Below are 11,986 nucleotides of genomic sequence, written 5' to 3' on the forward strand. Positions count from 1 at the left end.
TGTATACAAAAACGGTACTGGGTCCGGTTTCCGCGGCGCCCGCTTCCGCTCCGGGCGCGCCATGCCGTCGCCGCCCCGGGTGGGCCGGCGCGGGCGAAGCGGCTACACTTCCGCCTCGCTAGCCGAGTGCCCTGCCTTGATTTCCCTACGTAATTTCGCCTTGCGCCGCGGCGAGCGGCTGTTGTTGTCCAATGTCGACCTCACCCTGCATGCCGGCTATCGGGTGGGCGTGGTCGGCCGCAACGGGGCCGGCAAGTCCAGCCTGTTCGCGGCGGTGAAGGGCGAACTGGAGGCCGACAAGGGCGATGTCGACCTGCCCGGCAAGGTGCGCATCGCCAGCGTCGCCCAGGAAACCCCGTCGCTGCCGGACCCGGCGCTGAGCTTCGTGCTCGGCGGCGATGTCGCGGTGGCCGCGGTGCTGGCCGAGGAGGCCGAGGCGACCGCGCGCGAGGACTGGGAGGCGGTCGCCGCCGCGCACACCAAGATGGCCGAGATGGGCGCCTACGACGCCGATGCGCGTGCCGGCAAGCTGTTGCACGGCCTCGGCTTCCCGGCCGAGACCCACCACCGCGCGGTGTCCTCGTTCTCCGGCGGCTGGCGCGTGCGCCTGAACCTGGCGCGCGCGCTGATGATGCCCAGCGACCTGCTGCTGCTCGACGAACCGACCAACCACCTCGACCTGGACGCGGTGTACTGGCTGGAACAGTGGCTGCTGAAGTATCCCGGCACTCTGCTGCTGATCTCGCACGACCGCGAGTTCCTCGACAACGTCGCCACCCACACCCTGCATCTGCACAACGGCGGCGCCAAGCTGTACACCGGCGGCTACACCGATTTCGAGCGGCAGCGCGCCGAGCAGTTGCGCCAGCAGCAGATCGCGCACGAGAAGGAGCAGGCCGAGCGCGCCCACCTGCAGAGCTTCATCGACCGCTTCAAGGCCAAGGCCTCCAAGGCGGCGCAGGCGCAGAGCCGGATGAAGCGCCTGGAGAAGCTGGCCGGCACCGAGGCGGTGCGCGCCGAGCGCGAGTTCCGCATCGAGCTGGCGCCGCCGGCCAAGCTGCCGTTCTCGCTGATCCGCCTCAACCACGCCGAGGCCGGCTACGGCGCCGACGCGGTGATCCTGCACAACGTCGGTTTCGGCCTGGAGGCCGGCCAGCGCATCGGCCTGCTCGGCCCCAACGGCGCCGGCAAGACCACCCTGGTCAAGACCCTGGTCGGCGAACTGCCGCCGATCGCCGGCGAGCGCATGGCGCATCCGGACCTGCGCATCGGCTACTTCGCCCAGCACACGGTGGAGTCGCTGCACGAGGGCCAGTCGCCGATGGACCACATGCGCGAGATCGACAAGGACGCCAGCAATCAGGCGTTCCGCGATTTCCTCGGCAAGTGGAATTTCCCCGGCGACCGCGCGTTCGAGCCGGTCGATGGGTTCTCCGGCGGCGAGCGCGCGCGCCTGGCGCTGGCGCTGATCGCCTGGCAGCAGCCCAACGTGCTGCTGCTCGACGAACCGACCAATCACCTCGACCTGGAAATGCGCGAGGCGCTGGCCGAAGCCCTGAGCGATTTCGAGGGCGCGATCGTGATGGTCTCGCACGACCGCCACCTGATCGGTTTGGTCTGCGATACCTTCTGGCGCGTGGCCGACGGCGTGGTCGAGCCCTTCGACGGCGACCTGGATGCCTACGCGGCGTGGTTGCGGACCCGTCCGGCCGCGCAGGGCACCAAACAGAAGCTGGCCGAGGCCGCGCCGACCCCGCCGCCGCCGGTCAAGCCGCTGCCGGCGAAGAAGCCGCCGAACCCGCACAAGCTGGCCGCGGCCGAAAAGCGCGTCGGCGAACTGGAGGCGGCGCTGGCCGAGCTCGACCGCCAGCTCGCCGATCCGAAGCACTACGCCGACGCGGAGAAGATGGCGGTGCTGGGCCGCGACCGCGAAGCCACCGCGCAGCAGTTGGCGCAGGCCGAGCAGGCGTGGATGGAGTTGATCGAGGGCGCCTGAGCCGCGGCGTGGTCTCGCTCTCGCGGCTGCGTGGCGGCGAGGGCGGGCGGCGGCGCAGCATGCGTCGGCGGCGGTTTTGCGCCGGTTCCGCCGCGCGTGGCACGCTGCGGGTCTGACCATGGACGACGGCGCGAGGAGGAACACGATGATCAGCGGCACCATCACGCTGGAGGACTATTTGGCCGCGCAGCGCCTGCATCAGCGGCGCGCGCTGCGGCGCGTGCTGCTGGCGACGGCGGTGCTGCTGGTGCTTGGACTGGCCGTATTCGCCTTCGCCAAGCGCGGCTCCGGCGTGGACATCGTCGGTGTCATGCTGGCCGCCGCCGGTGGCGGTGGCTTGATCGGCCAGACCATTCAGTCGACATGGACGATGCCGCGCAAGGTGCGGCGCCTGTATGCGCAACAGGCGGCGCTGCGGCATCGCTTCACCTATCGCTGGGACGAGGCCGGCCTGGAGATCACCTGGGCGGACGGCCAGGTGCGGCGCCCCTGGCGCGACTACGTGCGCTACCGCGAAAGTCCGCAGCTGCTGATGCTCTACCACAACGACATCCTGTTCGATCTGGTGCCGACCTCCTGGTTCGCCGATGCCGCGCAGCGCGATGCGTTCCGGCAACTTGCCGCCGCGCAGATCGGCAGCGATGCGGGCAAACGCGCCGTGTAGCGTCCTCGCCGGGCCGGGCCGGGCCGGGCCCGGGCGTAGCGTGATCGGGTGCGCCGCCGGCAGGCAAGCCGACAGGTGATTCCGATGCCAGGAACGCCCTGCGCAGGCGTAACCCGCCATGATCGTTCGGGAGATCGGTCGCAACGGGCTTCTTGCGGAAGCCGATCCGCGGAGGGCGGGGGAAGGCGGGGGCCTAGCGCCGCACTCGGTCGTCGGCGCGCGCCACTCAGGCGGCCGCGCTGGCCACGACCAGCAGGCCGCCGGCAATGGCGGCCCAGTCCAGCGGCGTGCGCGAACGCAGGCTGCGCAGTGACGGCAGCGCCATCGAACTCGGGCGCAGGCTGGCCTTGAGTGCCATCAGCGCCAGGCCGGTCGCGCTGAGCGCCCAGTGCCATTCGCCGGCGCCGCTGCGCAGGAAATACGCCAGGTGCAGCACGCACAGGCAGGCCAGTGCGGCGGCCAGGACGGCATCGCGCGAAACCAGGCCGGGACGGGCCGTGGCGGCAGGACGATTCATGACGTATTCCCCCGAAAACGCGTGGTTCGCCGGCCTTGGCGCACAGTCCATCCGAGACCTGGATCGTAGTTCGCCCGGTGGGTGTCGCCAAGTGGCGCTGCACAAATCCTTCACATCCGGCGCTGGCGCATCCCCGGCCGTCTACCAGGCCGTGCGGCGTGCGCGATGTCCGTGTCCGCCAAAGGGGGGGCGAGGCATCTCGCGGCGCGGCGCACGGGCGGCGACGGTGCGTGGTGACGGGCGAAGGCGCGTGGGCCGCGAGCACCGCTACGCATCGTGCATGCCGGCCTCGTCCTTTGCGTCGCCATGGGGTGGCCGGATGTCGTCGCGATCCGCGTTGGGCAGGGAGGATGCGCATCGCCGGCGCGGCTGCGCCGGCGGCGAAGGACCCAGGGAGAACCGCTATGCATCGCATCATCGCCACGGCCTTGCTGCTGGCCGGGCTGTGCGGCTGCGCCAGCTACGGCCAGCAACGGCCGGACCGGACCGCCTGCCGCGAGGCCTCGTCGCTGTCCCCCGCCTGCAAATCGGCGGACTTCATCGTGCTCGGGCAGGAACCGGACGAGGCCGACGCGCCGGCCCCGGCGCTGGCCTTCATCGAGTTCGACGAACACGGCAGACCCTACGCTCCGGCCGCCATCGACGATGTCATGGGCAAAATCGCGGCCTTCGCCGCGCGGCCGCCGGAGCGGGTGCTGATGGTGATCTTCATCCACGGCTGGAATCACAACGCGGCGCAGAACGACGGCAACGTCATCGCCTTCAAGGCCTTCCTGCGCCAGTTGCAGGCGCAGGAGCGAATGTCGACGGTCGGGCAGCGGCGCGCGGTCGTCGGCGTCTATCTGGGCTGGCAGGCGAAGGCCTCCGACCACGATCTGGTCGCGCTGCTGTCGTATCGGGACAAGAAGGAACTGGGCCTGACCACCGGCGTGGACGGGGTGCGTGGCGTGCTGGCGCGGTTGGCCGAGATGCGCCGCGCCTCGCCGCACAGCCGCCTGGTGGCGATCGGCCACAGTTTCGGTGGTGGCGTCCTGTTCAGTGCGGTCAAGGACCGGCTCGCCGAGGCGGTCGGCGCCGCACAGGGCGACTGGCACCCGGCGTACGCGGATCTGGTGGTCCTGCTGAATCCGGCGATCGAGGCGGAGCAGTTCGTCGCCCTGCATGCGGCCGCCGCGCAGACGCGGTTCCCGGCCTGCACGCCGTTGGCGCTGGTCAGTTTCACTTCCGAGGCCGACACCGCGCTGTCCCGGGAGTTTCCGCGCGGCATGCGGCTGTTCTACGCGCAGCGCATCGCGCAGGCCGGTGCGGGCGGCGCCGCGCTGATCACCACGCCATACGGGCTGTATCCGGACTTTTCGCGCTACCGCCTGCGCCCGCTGCCGGGCGCGGCGGCGCCGACCGCGCTGACGCCGGAGGCGTTTTCCGCCGCGGCGCGCACCTGGGGCGGGTTCCGCGCCGGCACCGGTGCGTTCGCGCTGGGCGGACTGGAACTGGCCGCCACCGCCGCGTCACCGCCGCCGGCGCCATGGGGGCCGTTGTTGAACGTGCGCGTGGACGGATCGTTGATCCAGGACCACAACGCGATCTGGGATCCGCGCTTCGCGTACTTCGTGCGCGGTCTGGTCGGCATGGAGTTCGCGCGCGGCGACGCCTGCCGCTGAGCGCGCGCTGCGGCGTGGTGCCTGAGCGGGTGGAGCGGGCATCGTCGCCGACGCCGACCGGCGTCCTATCGGTCGCGCCGGGGCGTCCGCGCGCTTACGCGGTGGCGGGCTGGCCTTCGGCCAGCAACCATTCGCGCAGGCGCCGGCCGGCCTCGCTCTCGCCGCGCGAGCGCAGGCGGGTGAGCCAGTAGCGGCCAAGGTCGATGCGCTGCGGGAACGGGCAGACCAGGCGCCCCGCGCCCAGGTCCTGCGCGAACAACGGCAATGGCAGCAGCGCCACGCCGGCGCCGGCCGCCGCGGCCGCCGCCAGGGTCAGCGACGAATCGCAGATCGGCCCGCCGGCCAGCACTTCCGGCGCGGCGGCGGCCTGCAGCCAGCGCGGCCATTCGTCCAGTCGGTAGGAGCGCAGCAACGGCATGCCGGCCAGGTCGGCCGGCACGCGCAGCGCGCGCGCCAGCGCCGGCGCGCAGACCGGCGCGAACGCGGCATCCAGGATCGGTGTCGCCTGCTGGCCCTGCCAGTCGCCGTCGCCGAAGCGGATCGCCAGGTCCAGGCCCTCGCCGGCGAGGTCGACGCGGTTGTTGTGGGTGTGCACGCGCAACTCGATGTCGGCATGCGCGGCATGGAAGGCGTCCAGCCGCGGCAGCAGCCAGCCCACCGCGAAGGTGCCGACCACGCCCACGCTCAGCGTCTCGCGGTAGCGGCCGCCGGCGAAGCGCTGCACGGTCGCGGCGATGCGGTCGAAGGCCTCGGTCAGCACCGGATGCAGGCGCTGGCCTTCGTCGGTCAGCGCCACGCCGCGCGGCAGGCGCTGGAACAGCACCACGCCCAGGCGCGCTTCCAGTCGCTTGATCTGATGGCTCAGCGCGGCCTGGGTCACGCACAGCTCATCGGCGGCGCGGGTCAGGTTCTGGTGTCGCGCGGCCGCCTCGAAGGCGCGCAGCGCGTTCAGCGGCAGCGGCGGGCGGATCATCGGGAGGCATCAGTTAATTTCATGGGTGCGATTGAATAACCTCGCTGGTGGGCGGCGGTCAAGCTGCGCATGATCGCGGCTCACGATGGAGGTGGACGATGCTGGCAAGACGACGATTCCTGCAGGGCATGGGGCTGGCGGCGGCCGCGCTGGCGGTGGCGGGGGTGGAGGCGAAAGTGGCGTCCGGCAAGGCGCAGACCCTGGCGCAGCGGCTCGCCGGGATCGAACGGCAGGCGCGCGGGCGGCTGGGCGTGACGCTGCTCGACGGCAGCGGCACGGTGCTGGGCGGGCAGCGCCAGGACGAGCGTTTTCCCTTGTGCAGTACCTTCAAATTTGTATTGGCGGCCGCGGTGCTGCAGCGGGTCGATCGCGGCGAGCTGGCGTTGCAGACGCAGGTGCCGATCCGTGCCGAGGACATGGTGGTGTCGCATGCCCCGGCGACCCGGCCGCATGTCGGCGCCTCGCTCGGTCTGGCCGAGCTGTGCCGGGCCGCGATGATCTTCAGCGACGGGGTGGCGGCCAATCTCCTGCTGCGCCAGGTCGACGGCCCCGCGGGGCTGACCCGTTTCCTGCGCACGATCGGCGACACGCAGACCCGCTCCGACCGTTACGAGCCGGAGATGAACGACTTCGCCATGGACGACCCGCGCGATACCACGACGCCGGCGGCGATGGCCGCGAGCATGCGCACGCTGCTGCTCGGCGAGGTGCTGGCGCCGGCCTCGCGGCAGCGGATGATCGACTGGATGCGCGACAACCGCACCGGCGACGACTGCCTGCGCGCCGGGTTTCCGCGCGCCTGGAAGGTCGGCGACAAGACCGGCAACAACGGCATCGACACCCGCAACGACATCGCCATCGTCTGGCCGCCGGGGCGTGCGCCGCTGTTGCTCACCGCCTATCTCAATGGCGCCAAGGTCGACGAAGACGCGCGCGACGCGGCGTTGAAGGCGGTGGCGGTCGCGGTGCGGGAAACGCTCGCGGGCTGAGGCGCGGAGACGATCCGCCGGGCATGGCCGCCGCGCGGCGGGACGGGGTGAGCACGGCGCTGCGCGGCGCGCCTCAGGGTCCAGCGCCGCGCCGCCTTGAAGGCGCGCGGGACGTTCGGCGGATGCGGATGGATCGTGTTCAGGCAGCAATTCGGCTTATGGGCGCGATTCAACAATATTGCGGGTGAGGGATGGTCGATGCGGCCATCCTCCCGGTTGCCGATGGAGGTGGACGATGCTGACGAGACGACGGTTCCTGCAGGGCGTGGGCATGGGCGCGAGCCTGCTGGCGGTGGCTGCGGCAACGGCGAAAACAGCGCAAAGTCCCGCGCCCACCCTGCAGCAACGGCTGGCCGAGATCGAGCGGCGCAGTGGCGGCCGGCTCGGCGTGAGCCTGCTCGACGGCGGCGGCGCGACGCTCGGCGGGCAGCGCCAGGACGAGCGCTTCCCGCTGTGCAGCACCTTCAAGTTCGTCTTGGCAGGGGCGGTGCTGCAGCGGGCCGACCGTGGCGAATTGGCCTTGGAACGGCGCCTGCCGGTGCGCAAGGAAGACCTGCTGGCGTATGCGCCGGTGTCCGAGCGCCATGTCGGCGGCACGCGCAGCGTGGCCGAGTTGTGCGAGGCGGCGATGATCTACAGCGACAACACCGCCGCCAACCTGCTGCTGCCGCTGGTGGGCGATCCGCCGGGAGTGACCCGTTTCCTGCGCACGTTGGGCGACCCGCGGACCCGCCTGGACCGCAACGAGCCGGGCGTGAACGATGTCGGCCCGGGCGACCCGCGCGACACCACCACGCCGGCGGCAATGGCGGCGACGATGCACACGCTGCTCCTTGGCGATGCGCTGCAACCGGCGTCGCGGCAGCGCCTGATCGGCTGGATGCGCGACAACCGCACCGGCGACGCTTGCCTGCGTGCGGGCCTGCCGGCGGGCTGGCGAATCGGCGACAAGACCGGCAGCAACGGCACCGACACCCGCAACGACATCGCCATCGTGTGGGCACCGGGACGGCCCGCGCCGCTGCTGCTGACCGCCTACCTCAACGGCGCGACCGTCGACAGCGCCGCCCGTGACGCGGCCCTGAAGGCGGTGGCGCAGGCCGTGGTGGCCTCGCTGTCGGTGTAGCCGGGACTGGGGATTGGGGATTTGGGATTCGCAAGAGCGGTCCCTGCATGCTGATGCGTTTCTGCCCGATCTCAATCTCGCGCCTGAAGCCCGTGGAGGCCGCTTTTACGATTCCCCAATCCCGATTCCCCACTCCCGCCCGCCTCAGAAGGGTCCCGGCCCTTGATAGACCGCCGGGTCCTCCTGATACAGCCGCGCCGGTCCGCCCATCGCCGGGTCGCTGATGCCGGGCTTGCCGGTTTCCACGCGGCCGGCCAGGCGCTGGCGCGCGTGGTCCTGGACCAGCCACAGGTCGTACCAGCCGCCGCTGGGTTTGGCGCTCCAGCGGATGCGTCGCTCGGTGCCGGGCGCCAGCGTCAGTTGCTGGCGTGGCTGGGCCTGCGCGTAGGCGGCTGGTTCCAGCGACACGCCGAGCGGGGTGGTGCCGGGATTGCGCAAGACCAGGCACAGCGCCTGCGCATCGTCCGCATCCTGAGCGATCTCGGCCTGCAGCAGCGGGGCGCTCAGGTCGCCGCGGTAGTGGCGATGGAAGCCGTTGGGGCCGAGCAGCCACAGGTCGTAGTCGCCGTCGTAGGTGGTCCAGGTGCCGTCCAAGCTCGCGCCGGCGCCCACCGTGTAGCGGCGCGGGATCGCGTCCAGCAGATAGCGGTCGTAGACGTGCAGCACCGCCGCCGCGCCGCTGTTGGCCATGTGCAAGCGCACTTCGCCACGTTCCAGGTCGTACTGCAATTGCACCGTCGGCCGATACGGCAGCGCGCGCGAGCGGCGCACGCCGAACGCCTGCCGCGGCGCCCGCACCTGCTCCGGCAGCGGCGGCAGCGCGTGCTCGCGCAGCGCCGCGGCGCGCGCCGCGGCGTCGCCCACGTCGGGCAGGTCGGCGACGAACGGGCGGGTGTCGGCCTGGCGGAAATCGAAGGCATCGACCAGGTCGCCGCAGACCGCGCGGCGCCATGGCGTCAGGCCGGCGGCGGCGACGCCGAAGCGGCGCTCCAGCAGGCGCAGCACCGAGGTGTGGTCGTAGACCTGCGAATCCACCCAGCCGCCGCGGCTCCATGGCGAGATCACGTACAGCGGCACGCGCGGGCCGAGGCCGTACGGGCGCCCGCGCAGTTCCGGCGGGTCGACCTTGGCGTCGCCCGGCGCCGGGTGCAGGTGGTATTCGCCGTCGGTGGCGACGCTGGAGGCGCCGGCCCAGCCGCCGGCCGCGGACGGGTCCGGCGAGGGCGGCGCCGGCGGTGGCACGTGATCGAAGAAGCCGTCGTTCTCGTCGAACATCAGCAGCAGCGCGGTGCGCGCCCACACCTTGGGGTCGGCGGTCAGCGCGTCGAGCACGCGCGCGGTGTAGGCCGCGCCCTGCGCCGGGCTGGACGGATCGGGATGCTCGCTGCCGGCCGCGTCGGCGATGATGAAGCTCACCGACGGCAGGCGCGCGGCCAGCACGTCCTCGCGTAACTGCGCCAGGCTGCGGCTGGAGACGCCGCGCGCGCGCAACTGCGGATCGTGCCCGGGCGCGCCGCGCCAGGCGGCGCGAAACGGGGCGAAGCCGGCCAGCGGGTTGTCGGTGAAGTTGTCGGCCATGTCCTGGTAGATCTGCCAGGACACGCCGGCCTGCTGCAGCGCTTCCACGTAGCTGGGCCAGCGGTAGTCGTCCGGGTCGCCGCCCAGTTCCGGGAAGTTGTCGTGCGAGTTGGCGATCGCCGGGCCCCCGGCGCGCGCGTGCGGATCGTTCTGCCCGGTCCACAGGAACACGCGGTTCGGGTTGGTGCCGGCCTGGATCGCGCAGTGGTAGGCGTCGCAAAGGGTGAAGGCCTCGGCCAGGGCGAACTGGAACGGCAGGTCCTCGCGCTCGTAGTAGGCCAGCGCGTGGTCGCGCTTGGCCGCCGGCCACTGGCCCATGCGGCCGTGGTCCCAGGCCTGCTGCGCGTTCGGCCAGGTGTGCGGGGTGCCCTGCACGCGCATGGTGGCGAAGTCGCGCGCGGTGTTCAGCGGGAAGGGCGCGAGCTGGCGGCTGCCGTCGGCGCTGGGCTGCAGCCACACCGTGCGCGGCGCGATGTCCGGCAGGGTCGGCGCCGGGATCGGAAAGCGGTCGCCGAAGCCGCGCACGCCGGCCAGGCTGCCGAAGTAATGGTCGAAGGCGCGGTTCTCCTGCATCAGGATCACCACGTGCTGCAGGTCGTCGAGGGTGCCGCTGCGCACGTCCGGGGCGATCGCGGCGGCGCGGGCGATACTGGGCGGCAGCAGCGCGGCCGCAGCGGCGGCGACACCGCTCTGCAGCAGGCGGCGGCGGGGAAGGTCAGTCATGGCAGTGGTACCGGCGGATCGGAAGAAGGGGCCGCCGGGCGGCAGCCCGCCGTCGGCGAGGGCGCAGCATGCGGGTTGCGCGATGACAGATCCACCGCCTTCTGGCGCGCGGGTGCCGAGCGTGGCCGCACTGGGCCAGGTCGAACTGGAACGGTCCCGGGTGGGGACGGTCAGGCATGCGTCCGGCGACGCCGCCGCGCGGTCAAGGCTGCGGCGTCGCTTGAAAGCCTGCGCCCGGGCCCCATACTGGCTGCCTCCGTTCCTCTCGCGTTGTTTGCCGCCATGCCGATCTATGCCTTCCAGTGTGCCGAATGCGGGCACAGCTTCGACCGCCTGCAGAAGCTTTCCGACGCCGATCCGCAGACCTGCCCCGCGTGCGGCGCGGCCGCGGTCAAGCGCCAGCTGACCGCGCCGTCGTTCCGGCTGTCGGGCAGCGGCTGGTACGAGACCGACTTCAAGAAGGACGGCGACAAGAAGCGCAACCTGGCCGAATCCGGCAGCGGCGGCGGTAGCGGTGGCGAGACCAAGCCGGCCGCCACCACCGACGCGGCCAAGCCCGCTGCCGCCGCTGCACCGGCGCCGACGCCGGCGGCCAAGCCTGCCGCGACCTGAGTCCGTCGACCCGCGAAACGCGAACGGCCGCTCAGCGCGCGCCGAAGCGTGCCCGGCAACCGTCCTTGACCCACACCGCATTGCCCTCGTAGCCCCAACTGCGGCCTTCGCTGCAGGTGCTGCCGGACAACTGCTGGATCAGCACCGGACGGCCCTGGCGCCGATCCCAGGCGCAGCTGCGCAGGCGCTTGTCGTCGCTGTTGCAGGTCACCGAGTAATCGCCGCCGCCGCTCGGCGGACGTCCCGGACCCCAGCCACCGCCGCCGCCGCCGCGGCCTTCGGCGAACTCGCCGCGGCAGCCGTCGTCGACCCACACCGCGCCGCCGCGCTGGCCCCAGGTGCGGCCCTCGATGCAGCGGGTGTCCGACAGTTGCCGCACCAGCACCGCGTTGCGCCAGCCGGTATTGCAGACGCGTTGGCGCTGATCCTGGCTCTCGCAGCGGATGGTGCCGGCGGCACCGACGCCGCCACCGCCCCAGTTGCCGCCACCGCCACCGCCCCCCCAGCCGCCCCGACCCTCGGCGAAGCGGCCGCGGCAGCCGCCGTCGACCCAGACCACCCCGGGACCCGAGCCCCAGGTCTGGCCCTCGATGCACGGCGAATCCGACAGCGTGCCGACCAGCCGCGCGGGACCGCGGAACGGCGTCGCGCACTGGCGGCGCCGGCGGTCGTTGCTGGAGCAGGCGATGGTCTGCGCGGTGAATCCCGGCTGCGGCCGCCACTGGCCGCCGCTGCCGCGCAGCGAGGTGGCGATGTCCTGCTGGATGCGGCCGAAGCCCCAGCCGCGGTCGATCTGGTCCAGGTAGAACTCCAACTGATCGTCGGGAATCTGCCGGCCGCGCGATTGATCGGCGTACTCGCGCTCGATCACCCGCACCCGGCTCGGCACCGACAGCTGCCGCAGGTCCTCCGGCGCATAGGCGCGCGCGCTCTGCGCCGCGACCGGCCCGCTGGCCAGGGCCAGGCCGGCCAACAACAGCCAACCGCTCAGGTGCTTCAACATGGGTCCCCTCCGATACCCGTGAGTGTGGCCGGACTATAGCCTCACGCGAACTTAAGGCCGGGTGAGCGGCGCGGCGATTTGCCCGGGCCGGCCGCGCGCCGCAGAATATCGGGCTTGCCGGCGCGTTCTGTGGCGGCGGCCCCT

General features: G+C 72.1%; 10 protein-coding genes. 6 read left to right on the forward strand and 4 right to left on the reverse strand.

The window, feature by feature from the left end; genetic code table 11:
* The first annotated feature begins 136 nt into the window (after window positions 1-136).
* Complete coding sequence (locus AB3X07_RS06405; RefSeq protein WP_369943601.1) at window positions 137-1,996, forward strand: ABC-F family ATP-binding cassette domain-containing protein; 1,860 nt, start codon at window positions 137-139, stop codon at window positions 1,994-1,996.
* Between the two features lie 145 nt (window positions 1,997-2,141).
* Complete coding sequence (locus tag AB3X07_RS06410) at window positions 2,142-2,660, forward strand: YcxB family protein (protein ID WP_369943602.1); 519 nt, start codon at window positions 2,142-2,144, stop codon at window positions 2,658-2,660.
* Window positions 2,661-2,886: 226 nt separating this feature from the next.
* Here the strand turns inward: AB3X07_RS06410 and AB3X07_RS06415 are convergent, their stop codons facing one another.
* Entirely contained in the window at window positions 2,887-3,177 is a 291-nt protein-coding gene (locus AB3X07_RS06415; RefSeq protein WP_369943603.1) for a hypothetical protein, read from the reverse strand.
* Window positions 3,178-3,581: 404 nt separating this feature from the next.
* On the opposite strand from AB3X07_RS06415, the gene AB3X07_RS06420 reads away from it, so the two are divergent.
* Entirely contained in the window at window positions 3,582-4,838 is a 1,257-nt protein-coding gene (locus AB3X07_RS06420; RefSeq protein WP_369943604.1) for an alpha/beta hydrolase, read from the forward strand.
* Window positions 4,839-4,932: 94 nt separating this feature from the next.
* Here AB3X07_RS06420 and AB3X07_RS06425 read toward each other — a convergent pair whose 3' ends face one another.
* On the reverse strand, window positions 4,933-5,811 hold the full coding sequence (locus tag AB3X07_RS06425; protein WP_369943605.1) for a LysR substrate-binding domain-containing protein: 879 nt from the start codon (window positions 5,809-5,811) through the stop codon (window positions 4,933-4,935).
* 98 nt (window positions 5,812-5,909) lie between these two features.
* Between AB3X07_RS06425 and bla (AB3X07_RS06430) the strand changes: the two genes are divergently transcribed.
* Both bla (AB3X07_RS06430) and bla (AB3X07_RS06435) read left to right on the forward strand, forming a co-directional pair.
* Window positions 5,910-6,800 (forward strand): class A beta-lactamase, encoded by an 891-nt coding sequence (bla, locus tag AB3X07_RS06430; protein ID WP_369943606.1) that lies wholly within the window; start codon window positions 5,910-5,912, stop codon window positions 6,798-6,800.
* Window positions 6,801-7,035: 235 nt separating this feature from the next.
* Window positions 7,036-7,926: a class A beta-lactamase gene (bla, locus tag AB3X07_RS06435; RefSeq protein WP_369943607.1), complete on the forward strand. Its 891-nt coding sequence runs from the start codon at window positions 7,036-7,038 to the stop codon at window positions 7,924-7,926.
* Between the two features lie 144 nt (window positions 7,927-8,070).
* Here bla (AB3X07_RS06435) and AB3X07_RS06440 read toward each other — a convergent pair whose 3' ends face one another.
* Entirely contained in the window at window positions 8,071-10,227 is a 2,157-nt protein-coding gene (locus AB3X07_RS06440; RefSeq protein ID WP_369943608.1) for a phosphocholine-specific phospholipase C, read from the reverse strand.
* 282 nt (window positions 10,228-10,509) lie between these two features.
* On the opposite strand from AB3X07_RS06440, the gene AB3X07_RS06445 reads away from it, so the two are divergent.
* Complete coding sequence (locus tag AB3X07_RS06445; protein ID WP_369943609.1) at window positions 10,510-10,839, forward strand: FmdB family zinc ribbon protein; 330 nt, start codon at window positions 10,510-10,512, stop codon at window positions 10,837-10,839.
* A gap of 31 nt (window positions 10,840-10,870) precedes the next feature.
* On the opposite strand, the gene AB3X07_RS06450 is transcribed toward AB3X07_RS06445, so the two are convergent.
* Window positions 10,871-11,842 carry a DUF3011 domain-containing protein gene (locus AB3X07_RS06450; protein WP_369943610.1) on the reverse strand — a complete coding sequence of 324 codons (972 nt, stop codon included), beginning with the start codon at window positions 11,840-11,842 and terminating at the stop codon, window positions 10,871-10,873.
* Window positions 11,843-11,986: the final 144 nt, after the last annotated feature.

It is taken from the genome of Xanthomonas sp. DAR 35659 (genome assembly GCF_041242975.1).
GTDB lineage: Bacteria > Pseudomonadota > Gammaproteobacteria > Xanthomonadales > Xanthomonadaceae > Xanthomonas_A > Xanthomonas_A medicagonis.